We start from the raw sequence: 17073 nt of genomic DNA, 5'->3' as shown, positions 1-17073 counted from the left end.
TTAGATAGAATTCGCAAATTTAACTTTAGGGGTAGAAAGATGGATTATAAAGATACGCTTTTACTTCCTGCTACTGATTTTCCTATGCGGGCAAACTTACCACAAAATGAACCCGCCAGGATAAGTTCTTGGTATGGAAAAAGAGATGTTTATGAAAAGATGAAGCAAAAACGCAAAAACGCAGCTTTAAGTTTTAGCATTCACGATGGACCTCCTTATGCAAACGGTCATTTGCACATAGGACACGCTTTAAATAAAATTTTAAAAGATATTATCACAAAAACACACTATTATTTTGGCGAAGACATTAGATATGTTCCGGGTTGGGACTGTCACGGGTTACCGATAGAACAACAAGTTGAGAAAAATCTTGGTGATAAGAAAAAAACTTTAAGCAAGACTAAGATTAGAGAACTATGTAGAGCTTATGCTAGTGAGTTTGTAAAAATTCAAAGTGAAGAGTTTAAGTCTCTTGGTGTTATTGGAGATTTTGAAAATCCTTACTTAACTATGAAATTTGAGTTTGAGGCTGATATATACAGAGCGCTTTGCGAGATAGCAAAAAGAGGACTTTTGGTAGAAAGAAGCAAGCCTGTTTATTGGAGCTGGGCGGCTAGGTCGGCACTTGCTGAAGCTGAGGTTGAGTATGAGGATAAAGAGGATTATTCTATATATGTTGCTTTTAAACTCGGCGATGAAGCCCTAGCTAAGCTTGGTGTAGATAAAGCAAGTGCGGTTATATGGACAACTACCCCTTGGACACTACCAGCAAACCAAGCTATATGCTTAAATCCAGATGAAACATATGTAGTAACTAGTGAAGATTTGATATTTGCTAAGCCTTTACTTGAAAATTTGGTAAATATAGGCATAACAAAAGGCGAAATAAAAAAAGAGTTTAAAGCGCAAATCCTAGAAGGATTAAATGCTATAAATCCTTTAAATGATAGAGATAGTAAGCTTTTACTTGCTGAGCACGTTAGCATGGATGGAGGAACTGGTTTAGTTCATACAGCACCGGGTCACGGCGAGGATGACTATTATGTATGTTTAAGATACGGCATAGAGGTTATTATGCCTGTTGATGAAGAGGGAAAATATGACAATACCTTGAAAGTAAAAGGCTTGTTAAAAGATCCAGATGAGCTTATAGGTATGCATATCTTTAAAGCAAATGAGAGAATTTTAGAACTTTTAGGCGATAGCTTGTTAAATGTATCTAAGTTTGTTCACTCATATCCATTCTGTTGGAGAACGAAAAAACCTGTTATTTATAGAGCTACTAAGCAGTGGTTTATATCTATGGATGATGAAAAACTAGATGGTAAAAGTCTAAGAAATGTAGCAAGACAAGAGCTAAACAATATCAAATTTTATCCAGCAGTTGGTATAAAAAGAATAGGAACGATGATTGAAAATCGTCCTGATTGGTGTATATCTCGCCAAAGGGATTGGGGTGTGCCTATCGCATTTTTTAGAGATAAGGATACAAAAGAGCCTATATTTGATCCTGATGTATTAAGCAATGTTGCTGATATTTTTGAGAAAAAAGGCGCAGATGCTTGGTGGGATTTAAGTGTAGCTGAACTACTTCCATCTGATACAAAATACAATCCTGAAAAACTAGAAAAAGTTATGGATATACTTGATGTTTGGTTTGATAGCGGTTCTACTTGGCAAGCTGTTTTAAATAGCAAAAGATATGATGCAGGTAGCTATCCTTCAAGTATGTATTTAGAAGGGTCAGATCAACATCGTGGTTGGTTCCAAAGCTCATTGCTTGTTAGCACAGCTGTAAATTCTCACGCACCTTACAAAGCTGTTCTTACTCACGGATTTACTGTTGATCACAAGGGTGAGAAGATGAGTAAAAGTAGGGGAAATGTTGTAGCTCCACAAGATGTTATAAAGACTTATGGTGTTGAAATTTTACGCCTTTGGGTTAGTTTGAGTGATTATTCAAGTGATCTTAAAATAAGTGACAATATCTTAAAACAAGTTAGCGAACAATACAGGAAGATAAGAAATACAATAAGATTTTTACTAGCTAATGTAAATGATTTAGATGAGATAAATACTGATTTTGGTCTTTTAGACAAGTGGATACTTGGTAAGGCAAAAAGAGCTTTTGATGAAACTAGTGCTTGCTTTAAGCAGTATGATTTTTCAAAAGGATTTAATATACTTTTAAATTTCTTGTCCGCTGATTTGAGTGGTGTATATCTTGATGTTTGCAAAGATAGGCTTTATTGTGATGATAAAGACTCATCAACTAGACGCTCAGCACAAAGTGCAATGGCTATCATAACTCGCTCTTTATTACCGCTTGTAGCACCTACCTTGACATACACAGTAGATGAGGTTATGGAATATGCACCAAAGATAATCAAGCAAGACTATACCGATGGATTTGACCTTATAAATACACCTATAGAGTTTGATTTTAAGGTTGAAGATGAGCTTATGTTAAGCAGTAGACAGAAGTTTTTTGAGATGATTGACTCTTTGAAAAAAGACAAAAAGATAAAATCAACTCTTGAACTAAATTTACAAACAACATCTGATGAAATTTTAAGCCTAGATAATAAAGACATAAGTGATTTATATATGGTTAGCAGGGTTTTACCTTTTGATGATTCTGAGGCATTATGTGAGTTTGGTATAGATGATAATAAATTTAAAATCGTTTTAAATAAAGAGCATAAGTGTCCAAGATGTTGGAAATTTAACGCTTCAAGCGAAGGCGATGTTTGCCCAAGATGTAAAGAGGTTTTAGCTAGTGCTAACTGAACAAATACCTTTTAGTATAATTGTTGCAAGTATTGCTGTTATACTTGTCATTACAGCAATAGGCATAGTTTTGGTTAATAAATTTAAGGATAAAAAGTGATAAGTTTAAAAGATGCTTTAAAACTATCAGGCGAAGAGATTAATAACTTAAGAATCGAGCTTGAAGAAAAGATAAAAAAAGAAAAACAGCTAGGTGCTTATGTAGAACAGTTAGCGGATCTACCTTTGGCTAAATTTGGCGAAGGTATACCGGTAGCCATAAAAGACAACATACAAGTAAAAGGCTGGAGCGTAACTTGTGCATCTAATATATTGCAAGGATATGTATCGCCATATAATGCTACTGCTATAAATAAACTTATCGAACACAATATGTCGCCATTTGGTAGGACAAATATGGATGAGTTTGCTATGGGTAGCACTACTGAAAGTTCATTTTATGGCAAAACATTAAATCCTTTAAATCATGCTCACGTTCCAGGTGGCTCAAGCGGTGGTTCGGCCTCTGCTGTTGCCGGTGGTTTGGCTATAGCTGCACTTGGTAGTGATACCGGTGGTAGTATCCGCCAGCCTGCTGCTTTTTGTGGTTGTGTCGGCTTTAAACCTACATACGGTAGAGTAAGTAGGTATGGTTTGGCTGCTTATTCAAGTAGCTTGGATCAAATAGGTCCTATAACTCAAAATGTAGAAGATGCGGCGATATTGTATGATGCTATAGCTGGTTATGATAAGATGGATAGCACAAGTGCTAATGTGGAGTTTAAAACCATAAGTGACAAGCTAGACCCAAATAAAAAATTAAATATATGTGTTATTAAAAATTATGTTGAAAATGCGGATGAGGAGAATAAAACTGCACTTTTAAAAACGATAGAGAAGCTAAAATCTCACGGACACAATATAACTTATAGAAATTTGGAAGACTCAAAATACGATGTGGCAACTTACTACATAATAGCAACTGCCGAAGCTAGTGCAAATTTAAGTAGGTATGATGGCATCAGATATGGCAGAAGAGCCGAGTCAAAAAATCTAAAAGAGCTATATATAAACTCAAGAAGTGAAGGTTTTGGTGAAGAGGTCAAGAGAAGAATTTTACTTGGAACTTTTGTTTTAAGTAGTGGTTATTATGACGCTTATTATATAAAGGCTCAAAAAGCAAGGGCTCATATAAAAGCACAATATGAAGAAATTTTAAAAGAAAACGATCTTATTTTTATGCCTATTGCTCCTAGCACAGCTTTTAAATTTGGGCAGATAAAAGATCCTTTGAGCGCATATTTGAGTGATATTTATACTATAAGCGTGAATTTGGCGGGGCTTCCGGCTGTATCAGTTCCTGTAAGCAAAGCTCAAAACAATCTAAGTATAAGCGCACAGCTAATAGCTAAAGCTTGGGATGAACAAACTCTTATGGATGGTGCATTAAGTTTAGAAAATATAATAAAAGGATAAGCATGAAGATAATAAAAAAAGCGCTTACATTTGAAGATGTATTGCTTGTGCCTCAGTATTCTGAGGTATTGCCAAAACAAGTTGATATAAAAACAAAATTTAGCAAAAACATATCATTAAATATACCTATTGTATCGGCTGCTATGGACACAGTTACAGAACATAGAGCTGCTATAATGATGGCAAGACTTGGTGGTATAGGTGTTATACACAAAAATATGGATATTCAGACTCAAGCAAAAGAGGTAAAAAGGGTTAAAAAAAGTGAAAGTGGTGTTATTATAGACCCTATTTTTATAACCCCAGATGCAACTGTAGCAGATGCTTTAAATTTAATGTCAGAGCTTCATATCTCGGGTGTTCCTGTTATAGATAAAGATCGTAAGCTTATAGGAATTTTGACAAATAGAGATCTGAGATTTGAAACAGATACTACAAAATTAGTAAAAGAGCGCATGACAAAAGCACCTTTGATAACAGCAAAAAAAGGTTGCACACTTGATGATGCAGAAAAGATATTTAGTCAAAATAGAGTAGAAAAACTTCCTATCATAGATGAAGATGGAAGACTTGATGGTCTTATAACTATAAAAGACCTTAAAAAACGCAAAGAGTACCCAAATGCAAACAAAGATAATTATGGTCGTTTGCGTGTGGCAGCAGCTGTCGGTGTTGGTCAGCTAGATAGAGTTGAGGCTTTGGTTAAGGCTGGTGTTGATGTTATCGTTATGGATTCAGCTCACGGACACTCAAAAGGTATTATTGATACATTAAAGCAAATAAAACAAAAATTTGATGTTGATGTTGTTGTTGGAAATATAGCAAATCCAGCCGCAGTAAAAGACCTAGCAGAAGCTGGTGCTGATGGTATAAAGGTAGGTATAGGACCTGGTTCTATATGCACTACAAGAATAGTAGCTGGTGTTGGTGTTCCACAAATAACAGCTATAGATGATTGTGCTATAGAAGCTGCAAAATACGGTATACCTATCATTGCAGATGGCGGTATTAAGTATTCTGGTGATATATCAAAAGCTCTTGCGGCTGGCGCTAGTTGTATTATGGCTGGTAGTTTGCTTGCTGGTTGTGAAGAAAGTCCGGGCGAGGTTATCACATATCAAGGAAGGCAATACAAGGCTTATAGAGGTATGGGTTCTATAGGTGCTATGACAAGGGGTAGCTCTGATAGATATTTCCAAGAAGGTACAGCAAGTGAGAAGCTAGTTCCTGAGGGTATAGAGGGCAGAGTGCCATTTACTGGTAGCATGAAAGATGTTATACATCAGCTTATAGGCGGTCTTAGAAGCTCTATGGGTTATGTTGGAGCTAAGGATATACCTACTTTACAACAAAAGGCTGAGTTTGTTGAGATAACAAGTGCAGGTCTAAAAGAGAGCCACGTTCACGATGTTGTTATAACTCATGAAGCACCAAACTACAAAGTAAACTAAAATCTTAAAGCCATTTTTTTGATGGCTTTATCTTTTAATCCACAAAAGGAAATATATGGATAATCAAGCTCAAAGCTTTGAAGATAAGATAAAAAAAGCAGAAGAAATTTTAAAGACTCTAAACAGTAAAGATGTTACACTCCAAGATAGTGTAAAACTATGCAAAGATGGCAAGAAACTACTTGATGAAGCACAAAAAATACTAGAAGATGCAAAACTTAGTATCACACAAGTGCAAGATGACTAAGATAGCGGTATTGCAACTTCCTACCCTTGCTTTAAGCGAGGCTAGGCTTGATTATTATCTTAAGGTTTGTAAGGATAATGGCGTTAGTTTGATTTTACTTGGCGAATATGTTTTAAATAGCTTTTTTAAAGAGCTTGAAAATATGCCAATTAGTATGATAAAAAAACAGAGCGAAGATAGAAAAGAATCCCTTATAAATTTAGCAAAAAAATACGATATCACTATCATCGCTCCACTTGTTTTAGTGCGTGGTAAGGATATATATAAGGTTATTGCAAAGATTTCACAGTCTCAAACTAAATTTTATGAACAACAATTTTTAATGCAATACTCTCACTGGAATGAGGCAAAATTTTTTAAAAATGAGTTTAAAGATAAACTAAACTATTCTACTTTTAAATTTGATGATTTGAAATTTGGTGTGATGTTTGGTTATGAGGCACATTTTGATGCTAGTTTTGTCTATATGATGAAAAAAAATGTAGATGTTTTACTGATACCTACAGCTTGCACCTTTGAGACAAACGAAAGATGGTGTGAACTTTTAAAAATGCGAGCCTTTACAAACAATGTCTATATATTAAGAGCAAATAGAATAGGGCATTATAAAAACAAAAACATAGATGAGAGCTGGAACTTTTACGGCGATAGTATGCTTATATCTCCATTTGGCGAGGTATCCCAAAGACTTGGTAGCAATGAAGAGATGATGATATCAAATCTTGACAAAAAAGAGATAATCACAGCTCGTGGAATTTGGGGTTTTAAAAACGAGATAAATAAAAAGAAACTTTTATCTTTATAGCTAAAATTTGAAATAAACTATATAAAGATGGCTATAAAACCATCTTTATTGCTCTTTGTGCATACAATCTTGAAATATAAATTTATGATCTTGCGGGATAGCTTTATATATCTCGTTTGCAAGCTGTCTTATCTCCCAAAGTGCCGCTTTTGAGCTTCTTAACGATATGAAGTTTTGTAAAGCCCTAGCATTTATACTCCAAGTAAGCTCTGTTTTATAACATTCAGGTAGACAGTATTTTACTATATCAAGGCTTGTCGTTGTAGTTGATAAGATGTGTCTTAGGTTTTCAAGTGCCTTTATGCTTGCATTGTCTATTAGCTCATTTTGTGTCAAAACTATATATCTTTGTGCATTTTCATAATCAAATTTATCATCTTGCATAAATGGCTTTTCATTTTTTAGCTCTTTTAGTGTGTATCTTGTTGATTTTACAGATAGGCTGGCCATTCTATGTCTTGATAGCTCTTGCAATAAAGCTCTAGATATATCTTGTATATAAAATGTATAGTGTATATGCTCCAAGGTTGAAGCGTGTTTAAACTTATTTCCTACTCTATCTATCAGCTCTATGTCTTTTTCGCCGCCATTATCTCCACGCTCAAAGCTCTGCCAACAAGTTCTTATAGCATGTGAGCATACATTTAATGGTGTGTGTGTTAAAAGTGTTATTTTCATATTTTCTCTTTTGAATTTTTGTGTATTTTAGCCTTTTAGGACTTAAAATCAAATACTGAAAAATATTTTTTTCTTAATTTTAATAAAAAATTATTTTTTATATTATGATTTCAAAAAGACATTAATATAAGTAGAAATAAAATTACATAAAAGTGAGAAATTTATGTAATTTTTATTTTACTTTAATAAATCCAGTAGTAAAATACAAGTCCAAATAATTTTTACAAAGGAGATAAAATTCAACATTTCGATTATTACTAGTGCGACTCTGATCGCTGTAGTTTTAACACAAGGTGCTTTTGCTGATCTTAAAAGTGATTTTAAAGATTCAGAAAATCTTAGAGATAAAGCCAAAATATATAGGAAAAAAGTAGATAAAATCATAAATGATTTTTATCAGATAGACTACTCAAAGTTTGCCGCTTATGGCGAAGATACTGCAACTAACGCAAAAGAAATAACAGAATTAATTTATGACATATCAAGTATAGGTGCTTTTTATGTAGCTGACAATCCTGGAGTAACTGATAAACAGAAACTAATATCAGTTGAAACAGATATAAAAAATCCAAATGGAGATGAAATTTCAATAACGCAACATGGAACTGTTAGCATAACAGTTGGCGGTAAAAGTGCAAATTTAGTTCCATCTACTGCATCTACCACACCTGAAAAGAATGGTTTTGATAATGTTTTTTCTGCTGCAAACAAAGAAAAAATTACAGCTCTTTTAAAATCATTAAAAGAATATGTAGCAAATGACTTGCAAAAAAGAGAACAGTTGGTCTTTGAAAAACTAACCAAATATGCTATATCAAAGGATTATAAGGAACAACCAAAATTTGATTCAATAGGTTCAAATATCGTTGATGATAGGCTAAATTCCGATATTGTCTTAAAGTATCTAAAAATCATGAACGAAAGCATTAAGGCAAATTCTTTTAAGATAACTGGCGATCAGATAAGATCCAAACTTCATTTAGGTTCAAACGGTAATTCTGGTGGAAATAAGCTTAAGGCTGAGAATTTATCACAATTAATGCAGGTTTATTATGACTTGGTAAAATTATATAAGTTATCAGATGATAAGTATATATCTGAAGCTAAAGTTTTGGTTAAATCGTTAGCTAATGCAGGTATTGAACTTGCAAATGGTAAAACGATATCAGATATAAATACCGCAGATAGCATAGAAAATCTTAAAAAGTTGATCAAAGATGTGGATAATCTTAACAATAGTAATGATTTAAAAACAAAATACATTGATAGATTTGATACTACAACTCTTTTTGCTCTTGATGCAGCTGTAAATTTAAGTATGATTTATGATAATTTACAAAGTAATGCATTTATGAAAGAGCAACCAAGTGTGATTTTAAAGATAAAAGAAGCTATTTATGAGTTAAAAGCTGGGTTAATCAAACAAGGCGATAAAACATTAAAACAACAAGTGGATGAATATAATAAGAAAGGTATTAATGATAAAAAAATTCATATAAAATATACACCGGAGGAAATTTTAGCTCAATACGATGACTTACAAAAAGCAAGTCATTTGCTATTAGAGTTAAAGATGGGTAATTTTAATCCCAAAATCGCATTAGAAAGCAGACAAAAAACAGATAGTGAAATGACACAAATAGCTAAATTTAAAGAGGCTATTTGGTTGTTGAAAAAATCAGGCATAGTTGTTGAGAACAATAGTGAGCTTAAAAAAATGTTAGATTTTACAGCTACAAATATAGATAATAAAGTATTGAATGATGATGGTTCTGGCACCATAAAAGATGCTATAGATGTGTTAGTAAATGGTGCTGGCGGGATAGAACTTGTAAAAAAAGCCTTGAATGCACAGATAGCACTGGCTTCTATCCAAGCTAGATACGATCTAAAAGCAAAGACATTTTTGCAAGATCCTAGAGTTTATTTGTCATCCATGGGTAAAGATGTTATTTTAAGTATGACTGACGTGGCTACCTTAAATGATAACATAGCAAATTATCTAACACAGGATATAGTAAATATACTATCTTTTCTTAAAGCCAACGAAGACTCAATCCAATCAGCAACAAATGAAATAGGTAAAGTATCTAATCTAGATATGGTTAATTTCAGTAGCCAACTATCAACACAAACAAGACTTGCTAAACTAAGCAATCCATTTAATGAAGACTTAGCATTAGCATCTGCTATAAATAAACTAAGCAATGATAAATTTGCTGATAATGGTGATAGTGTATCATCTATAATAAAATCATATACAGATAGATTTAACAATGATAACAATATATGGGCAAACGTTATAGGTGCAAAAGGTAAAGTAAAAGATAGTTCTAATCCAGAACTACATGGCTTTAGTATAGGTTATGACAGAGCATTTGATAACACAATAGTAGGTGGATATATGACTCTTGCTAAATCAAAATCTGATTCTAGCCTAATCAACACAAAAGCAAGCAACTATCAATTTGGTCTATATGCTAGAACATATATGGACAATAGCGAAATAGATACAAGAGTATCATTTGGTAAAGCTAAAAACAAAATTGATAGATATGTAAAAAGCAATGGTGATGTATTAACTCAAAACGGTAAATATGATACTACATATACATCATTTGCAGTTGATTATGGTTATGTAATGAATCTAAGTGATAGCTTATTTGTAAAACCATTAGTAGGACTTGATTATTCTCACTCTAAATCAAAAGCTTTCAAAGAAACTGGAAAATTACCATTATCATTTAATGGTGTTACTTCAAAATCTTTAAATGCTAAACTAGGTTTAGAGTTTAGAAAATATGTAGACAATGGAAACTACCTATACATAACTCCAGGATTTGAAGCAGAAGTATACAAAGATGTAAAAGATCCTGTAGCTAGATTTATAGGTTCAAACAAAGATATCAAACTAAAAGCAGATGATAAAAAAGGAAGATTTGTTACACTTAAAACAGGTGCAGAATTAAAACTAACAGATGCTTTATCTACAAACGTTAACTTTGGTGTAAAAGCTAAATCAAAACAACAATACTTTGATGGAACAATAGGACTTAAATATAAGTTCTAAGATAAACAATCCACAACCACCGATTATTCGGTGGTTTGTATTTAAATATTTAAATTTTAAAAATCATAATTATATTTTAATATGCTTTAGTGCTTGATAACTTATATTAAAATTATATTTTGTAAGTTCTGTATTTTTATTTAACTAGCGCTTAGCTATAAAAACTAAATAATATGTAAATACCTTTTAACTTCACTTATAAGAAATTCATAAACTCTTTGCTGTATAAGCATTTCATGTTCACACCCACTCATAAGTCTTCTTAGGTGTGCAAAGTCTATTTTTTTTGCATATCTTTTGTGTGTTTTTAAATCTCTGTCTATACTTATTAAAAGTGAGTCTAGTGTAAGTCTATCTTTGGTTTTTATCTTCGCTACATACTCTTTTGTGGCTTTAACCAAAAATGTTTTTCTTGTTTCATCGTTTGAATAAATCTCATTAGCAATATCATAAAGCATTACAAAATCATCTTCGCTAGGATCAAATTTAGAGCCTATTATTGCTGCAAAGACTTTGGCTCTAAACTCTAGTGATTTATGGTGATAAACTAAAAATTCGCGAAATGCCAACAAACAGTTTAATTTAAAATTTAATTGCATATTTTATAATTTTCCTTACACTTTAAAGTATCGATTATATCACAAACAATTTATCTTTGTATAGTTTTATTTATATCCATTTTTTGATTAGTAGAAAAACCACCATATTTTTGCTCTTTGCCGCCGTGCATATCTATGGAGCCATTATTGTATGCGTAGGCAAAACATAAGCCAATCGTAATTGTAAAAAATACTTTTAACACATCAAACCTTCAAAAATTATTTCCCCAATACTACCAATAAAAGTTTTAATTTTTCTTAAAAATAAAAATGTAAAATTCAAATAGACTTTTTTATCAAATAAAAATTAAAGGTGAGTTTATGAAGACAGCTATTATGATAGATATGCAAGATAGTTTGCTTAATGTTATGTATAATTCAGACAAGTTGATAGATGAAACTATGCTTTTGTTAAAAGGTCTTGAGATTTTGGATGTAAATCTAATCACAACAGAACAATACCCAAAAGGTCTTGGCAAAACTAGTGAAAAATTTAGTGAGTTTTTGAAAAATCCAACCTTTGAAAAGATAGAGTTTTCTTGTATAAAAAATGAAAAAATCAAACAAGAATGTATGAAATTTGATGAGTTTATAGTCTTTGGGATAGAGACTCATATCTGTGTCTTGCAAACCATAAAAGATTTGCTAAGTCTTGGTAAAAAGGTTATTTTGGTAGATACTTGCACATCATCTAGGTCAAAAAAAGACAAAAAAACAGCTATAAGCCATATAAGAACACTTGGTGTTGAGATAAGTAGCGTGCAAAGTGTATTGTTTGAAATTTTAAAGGATTCAAAACATCCAAAGTTTAAAGAGATATCAAATTTAATAAAATAAAACGCACTAAAACAAGTGCGTTTTTGATTATTATTTGTAAGCGTTTATGGCGTTTTGAAGTATATCTTGCGCTGTTTTAGCATCTTTAAATTCTTTAACTTTTACCCATTTGTTTGGCTCAAGCATTTTGTAGGTTTCAAAGAAATTTTTGATCTTATCCAAACTAGCTTTTGGTAAGTTTTCATAGCTTTTTATATTGTCATATCTAGGGTCTATTTTACTTACAGGAACGGCAAGCAATTTTTCATCCATACCAGCTTCATCTTCCATAACTAAAACACCTATTAAACGGCACGGTATAACGCTACCAGCTTGTAGCGGGTATTCATTTAAAACTAATATATCAGCAGGGTCGCCATCAGCAGCTAGTGTGTTTGGAACAAAGCCATAGTTTGCAGGATAGAACATAGCTGAGTAAAGCACTCTATCTACTACAACAGCTCCGCTTTCTTTGTCTATTTCGTATTTTATGTTTGAACCATAAGGGATTTCTATCACGGCATTTATTTTATCAGGATTTGAACCAACTTTTATTTTTGAAATATCCATATTTTTCCTTTAAATTTAGATTTAAAATTGGCGAAAATATTAGTATATTATTGCTTTTAATATCATAAAATCTAAAATAATATATTTTTTAGCTTTTTCAGGCTATCATTTTACACATGGAAGTATTAGATATTTTAAAAAAAACTAACATTAGAATTACTCCACTTAGACTTCAGATACTTGATATTTTAAGCAAAAGCGCACATCCTATAGCTTATGATGAAATTTTATCAAAGTTAAAAGTAAATAAAACAACTGTGTATAGAAGTCTTGAGCTTTTTGAAAAGCATTCACTTGTAATAAAAAGCGAACATGACAGAAAGGCATTTTATGAGCTTGGTAGTGAAGCAAAGGCTTATTTTGTCTGTGATATCTGTCATAAAATAACAAATATAGAAATTCCAAATATATCTGGTGCAAAAAGTATAAAAAGTGCTGTTATAAAGGGAATTTGCAATTCATGTTCATAAGGATTTTAATTTGAAAGATAAACTTTGGGATAAAAAATCAAGCAAATACCCTCGCTATAAACCAGAATTGGAAATTTTTAATGAGGCTATATTTTTAAATCTGCAAGATTTTGGTGTTGATTTTAAAGATAAAGATGTATTGGATATAGGGTGTGGTACCGGTATTTGGACACTTTATCTAGCTAAAATTTGCAAACACATAACAGGAGTAGACAGCTCTTTAAATATGCTTGAGATACTAAAAGAAGATGCAAATACTCATAATATAAAAAATGTTGATACGATATGTTCTTCTTGGAGCGATTTTAAGCCAAATAAACATTATGATATCGCTATAAGCACGATGAGTCCGGCTATCGGTGAAAATGATGATTTTCAAAAATTTAGCGATATCGCCGATACTAGGATATATTTGAACTTTTCAAGACCAAGAAAATCAACCCTCTTAGAGCCATTTTTTGAAAGATTTGGCGTTAAACCTTTTGCTTTTAACTCATCATCTAGGCTTGAAAAATGGCTTATAGAGCATAATATAAAATTTAAAAAAATAATTTTTGGAGAGAGCAGAAATGTAATGCGTTCAAAAGATGAGGCGTTTGAAAATATATGTTGGCATTTGGATATTAATAATGCAAATTACAATAGAAATTTAGTTTTAGATATTTTAAATGACTCAAAAAACGATAAATTTTCCGAAAAGATAGAAAGCTTAATAACTCTTTTTGTGTTTTAATTGTATAATTTAGGCCTTAAGCTTTATGGAGATATTATGAAAAAGATTTTGGTTTTATTCTTTTTTGTTGGTTTATTACATGCAGATATATTTGCTCCCTCGCTTGGAATTTTGTATAACGAAGCTAAAGCAAATTTAGGAAAAAAGATATTTTTTGACAATCGTTTGGGCGCCAACGAAAATAAATCATGTGAAACTTGTCATAATTTATACTGGGACTTTAGCGGTACTATAAGAACTAATTTACAAAATAATAAAATAAATCCACCTAGTATACTAAACGCAGCTTTAAATTATATATTTTTTAGGAATGGAGACCATAGAAATATATATGATCAAGTTTTAAAGTCAGTGACTTCTAGGCATGAGCTTGGAGTTGATAAAAATGAGATTATAACAAAAATTTCCAATGTAAATGAATACAGGATAGCCTTTTTAAAAATATATAAAGATGGTGTTACATTTGAAAATATAGTTGATGTCTTGGTTGAGTTTGAAAGAGCAGTTTTGTCTGTAAATTCTCCATTTGATAGATTTTTGATGGGAGATTCTAATGCTTTAAGTGAAGAAGAAAAAATAGGCTTTGAGCTTTTTAAAAATATAGGTTGTGTTGCATGCCATAATGGAATTAATCTAGGCGGTAATTTAATGCAAAATATAGGAGCTTATGAAGAAATTTTTAGTAATATGGATAGTTCAAGAATATTTAAAGAACAAATATATAAAGTCCCTTCTTTAAGAAATATAGCCAGAACAGCACCATATATGTCAGATGGATCTATCTTATATTTAAAAGATGCAATAACTCATATTGTTAATTTACAATCCACACACAACATTGATAAAAAAGATGTTGATTTGCTTTATAAGTTTTTATTATCGTTAAATGGAGAATATCCAAGGATACTTAAATGAATACACAAAAAATTAGATTTTTATTATTTGTTTTTATTGTATTTTTTGGTATTTCTTCGTTTTTTGTTTTTAAATTAAGTAAAGCAACTGAAAATAACAGCATTTGGCGAAATGCAATAATGAACTTAAGGCTCTTAAATAAAGAAATAGATGCTTATTTTAAAAATAGCCTAGTAAATACAAATTATGATGAAATTAATACAATTTTTGCTGATTTTAAAACCAATCTTGATCAATTAAAAAATGTAGATAGCTTTTCTGTTTTGTCAGACATATATGGTAATGAGAATGATATAGCTATTATACAAAATATATATTTAAAAAAGCTTCAGTTGCTAGATAGATTAAACTATGTAAATTCAAGCATCGTCTCTTTTTTATTTGAGTGTGAATATATGCTTGATAAAAATTCTGAGTTTAAAAAATTCGAACCTTTATTTTTGAAATTAAAATATGTTAATTTTTCTAATACTCGTTCTATTAAGAGGATCGAACAAGATATAATCAACTTAAAAAATGATATCGATATAAATACAAAATATTATAAAGATATTGTGCAAAAAACACAAATGATACTTTTTTCATTAAAATTACTAAAAGAACTTCATCAACAAAATGTTATATTAAATTTATCTAGTTATCTAGACAATATACTTATAGCTTATGATCATCAATATGCTCGCATTCTTGATTTATTGCAAATTTTTATGCTTTTATCTTTTTCTATATTTTGTTTCGTTTTGTTTTTTATTGCTCTTCAAAGTTTGTCATATTTTAAGGTTTTAAAAGAATTGGCTATGGTTAAAACGGCTGTTGATAATAGTTTTGGTTCGGTTATTTTTACAGATATTTCAAATAAAATAACTTATGTAAATAAAGAGTTTGAAAGATCAAGTGGATATAAATCAGGTGAGATTATAGGCAAAAATCCGAGCATACTAAAATCTTCATTGCATGGTGATGAATTTTATGAGAATATTAGAAGTAGTATTATGAACCTTGAGGAGTGGGATGCTAATGAACTTGTAAGTAAAACTAAAAGTGGTCGATACATACACGAAAAAGTAAAATTTTTACCTTTTGTATATGAAAATAAACTTTCTGGTTTTATAGGCTTGAAAATGGATAGAACAAAAGAAACTCGTATGGTCTATGAGCTTGAATTAAAAAATGAACAACTAAAAGTGCAATCAGGTATAGACAAACTCACTGGTTTTGGAAATTATTTTGCGATGACAGAAAGACTTGAAGAGAAGAAAGATGGTATTGTTGTTAGTATAAATATTAAAAATTTTGATAATTTACGCTTTTTTTATCAAACAAATACAACTGAAGCAATGTTAAAAGCTTTTGCAAATACACTTAAGCTTTGTGTTGATACTTCTGAGATTAAAGGTGAACTTTTTAGGTTTCAAGATGATGAGTTTTTTATGTGGTATATTGGAGATGATATAGATAAAGATATAGGTTATATACAGGATTATTTTAGCTTTAATACTATAGAGGTTAAGGTTGGTAATAAGATAGAAAATTTACCTGGTGTAAAGATTGTGATAGGAGTAAGCTCCTTAAATGATACAGAACAAACAAATAGACTTATGCAAGCAATTCTTGCCAATCAGGAAGCAAGAAAAGAGGCTGTAGATATATATACCTATAAAGAAAATGATGCAATAGAATTAAGGTATTATAAAAATCAAAATATAACTCAACTTATAGAGTATGCTCTTGAAAATGATACTGTAGTTGTTGAGTGTCAGGGTATTTATGATGTATCAAAAATAGGCGAAAAAGCGACATATTATGAAATTTTAGTTCGTATTGTTGATGAAAATGGAAAGATAAGATATCCTGGAGAATTTTTGGAAATTGCAATGCAAGCGCAGCTTTATACTCAGATAACTAAAAAAGTTATAAGTCGTGCCTTTTTGCTTGTAGAAAAATATCCTGATTATATGTTTTCTGTAAATCTTTCCGGAATAGATATCATAGATAGTTCTGTTCGTGAGTTTTTAGAAGAAAAATTAGAACTGTGTTCTGATCCTAGTCGTATTTGTTTTGAGATATTAGAAAGTGAAGAGGTTAGTGATTATGGTATAGTAAATTCATTTATCAAGCACATAAAAGGCCATGGGTCTCAAATTTCTATTGATGATTTTGGCTCAGGATATTCAAACTATTATCGAATTTTAGAACTTGATATTGATAATATTAAAATAGATGGTTCGATTATCAAAAAATTACCTTATGATAAAAATTCCCAGTATTTGGTCGAAACTATATTAAATTTTGCTTCAAAACAAGGATATAATGTTGTTGCAGAGTATGTTAGCTCTGAAGAAATTTTAGAACAAATTAAGAAATTTAAAATACCTCTTGCTCAAGGCTTCTTGCTAGGTAAGCCTCAACCTTCCGATTCTCTTTAAAATTTTGGCTATTGTACTTCGGTACAATAGTATCATTTGTTTTTTAAT

At 31.2% G+C, this 17073-nt stretch carries 16 protein-coding genes; 11 read left to right on the top strand and 5 right to left on the bottom strand.

Going from position 1 to position 17073, the window contains the following annotated elements; genetic code table 11:
• Positions 1-39 precede the first annotated feature (39 nt).
• The 5 genes from ileS to CPIN17260_RS08835 all read left to right on the top strand — a co-directional run bounded on the left by ileS (position 40) and on the right by CPIN17260_RS08835 (position 6748).
• The gene (gene ileS, locus CPIN17260_RS08855; protein ID WP_078440904.1) at positions 40-2790 is read left to right on the top strand and encodes an isoleucine--tRNA ligase; all 2751 of its coding nucleotides are present in this window, start codon (positions 40-42) and stop codon (positions 2788-2790) included.
• Positions 2791-2886: 96 nt separating this feature from the next.
• Positions 2887-4245, top strand: coding sequence for an Asp-tRNA(Asn)/Glu-tRNA(Gln) amidotransferase subunit GatA (gene gatA, locus CPIN17260_RS08850; RefSeq protein ID WP_078406286.1), 1359 nt, complete (start codon positions 2887-2889; stop codon positions 4243-4245).
• A 2-nt stretch (positions 4246-4247) separates the two neighbouring features.
• Positions 4248-5696 carry an IMP dehydrogenase gene (gene guaB / locus CPIN17260_RS08845; protein WP_069633401.1) on the top strand — a complete coding sequence of 483 codons (1449 nt, stop codon included), beginning with the start codon at positions 4248-4250 and terminating at the stop codon, positions 5694-5696.
• A gap of 55 nt (positions 5697-5751) precedes the next feature.
• Complete coding sequence (gene xseB / locus CPIN17260_RS08840) at positions 5752-5943, top strand: exodeoxyribonuclease VII small subunit (RefSeq protein WP_069633400.1); 192 nt, start codon at positions 5752-5754, stop codon at positions 5941-5943.
• Positions 5936-6748 carry a carbon-nitrogen hydrolase family protein gene (locus CPIN17260_RS08835; protein WP_078398304.1) on the top strand — a complete coding sequence of 271 codons (813 nt, stop codon included), beginning with the start codon at positions 5936-5938 and terminating at the stop codon, positions 6746-6748. Before xseB ends, CPIN17260_RS08835 begins: the two co-directional genes overlap by 8 nt.
• A gap of 45 nt (positions 6749-6793) precedes the next feature.
• Here CPIN17260_RS08835 and thyX read toward each other — a convergent pair whose 3' ends face one another.
• On the bottom strand, positions 6794-7426 hold the full coding sequence (gene thyX, locus CPIN17260_RS08830; protein ID WP_078398303.1) for an FAD-dependent thymidylate synthase: 633 nt from the start codon (positions 7424-7426) through the stop codon (positions 6794-6796).
• Between the two features lie 498 nt (positions 7427-7924).
• Positions 7925-8137: a hypothetical protein gene (locus CPIN17260_RS08825; protein WP_078388146.1), complete on the bottom strand. Its 213-nt coding sequence runs from the start codon at positions 8135-8137 to the stop codon at positions 7925-7927.
• A 70-nt stretch (positions 8138-8207) separates the two neighbouring features.
• Between CPIN17260_RS08825 and CPIN17260_RS08820 the strand changes: the two genes are divergently transcribed.
• The gene (locus tag CPIN17260_RS08820; RefSeq protein ID WP_078440903.1) at positions 8208-10496 is read left to right on the top strand and encodes an autotransporter outer membrane beta-barrel domain-containing protein; all 2289 of its coding nucleotides are present in this window, start codon (positions 8208-8210) and stop codon (positions 10494-10496) included.
• Between the two features lie 164 nt (positions 10497-10660).
• On the opposite strand, the gene CPIN17260_RS08815 is transcribed toward CPIN17260_RS08820, so the two are convergent.
• Complete coding sequence (locus tag CPIN17260_RS08815) at positions 10661-11095, bottom strand: hypothetical protein (RefSeq protein WP_078440902.1); 435 nt, start codon at positions 11093-11095, stop codon at positions 10661-10663.
• A gap of 50 nt (positions 11096-11145) precedes the next feature.
• Positions 11146-11298: a hypothetical protein gene (locus tag CPIN17260_RS09250; RefSeq protein ID WP_153300808.1), complete on the bottom strand. Its 153-nt coding sequence runs from the start codon at positions 11296-11298 to the stop codon at positions 11146-11148.
• A gap of 118 nt (positions 11299-11416) precedes the next feature.
• Between CPIN17260_RS09250 and CPIN17260_RS08810 the strand changes: the two genes are divergently transcribed.
• Positions 11417-11932: an isochorismatase family protein gene (locus CPIN17260_RS08810; protein WP_078388143.1), complete on the top strand. Its 516-nt coding sequence runs from the start codon at positions 11417-11419 to the stop codon at positions 11930-11932.
• Positions 11933-11962: 30 nt separating this feature from the next.
• Here CPIN17260_RS08810 and ppa read toward each other — a convergent pair whose 3' ends face one another.
• Entirely contained in the window at positions 11963-12481 is a 519-nt protein-coding gene (gene ppa / locus CPIN17260_RS08805; protein ID WP_078388142.1) for an inorganic diphosphatase, read from the bottom strand.
• A 116-nt stretch (positions 12482-12597) separates the two neighbouring features.
• Between ppa and CPIN17260_RS08800 the strand changes: the two genes are divergently transcribed.
• From CPIN17260_RS08800 to CPIN17260_RS08785, 4 genes are read left to right on the top strand one after another with little or no spacing between them, the layout of a single operon-like run.
• Positions 12598-12951, top strand: coding sequence for a Fur family transcriptional regulator (locus CPIN17260_RS08800; protein ID WP_078388141.1), 354 nt, complete (start codon positions 12598-12600; stop codon positions 12949-12951).
• A 10-nt stretch (positions 12952-12961) separates the two neighbouring features.
• Positions 12962-13684, top strand: a complete 723-nt coding sequence (locus CPIN17260_RS08795; protein ID WP_157887351.1) for a class I SAM-dependent methyltransferase — start codon at positions 12962-12964, stop codon at positions 13682-13684.
• 36 nt (positions 13685-13720) lie between these two features.
• Positions 13721-14599 (top strand): cytochrome-c peroxidase, encoded by an 879-nt coding sequence (locus tag CPIN17260_RS08790; protein WP_078415210.1) that lies wholly within the window; start codon positions 13721-13723, stop codon positions 14597-14599.
• Positions 14596-17025, top strand: coding sequence for an EAL domain-containing protein (locus CPIN17260_RS08785; RefSeq protein WP_078388137.1), 2430 nt, complete (start codon positions 14596-14598; stop codon positions 17023-17025). Before CPIN17260_RS08790 ends, CPIN17260_RS08785 begins: the two co-directional genes overlap by 4 nt.
• Positions 17026-17073: the final 48 nt, after the last annotated feature.

This window comes from Campylobacter pinnipediorum subsp. pinnipediorum, from assembly GCF_002021925.1.
In the GTDB taxonomy this organism is placed as follows: domain Bacteria; phylum Campylobacterota; class Campylobacteria; order Campylobacterales; family Campylobacteraceae; genus Campylobacter_A; species Campylobacter_A pinnipediorum.
This window is presented reverse-complemented; position numbering and strand designations above follow the sequence as displayed.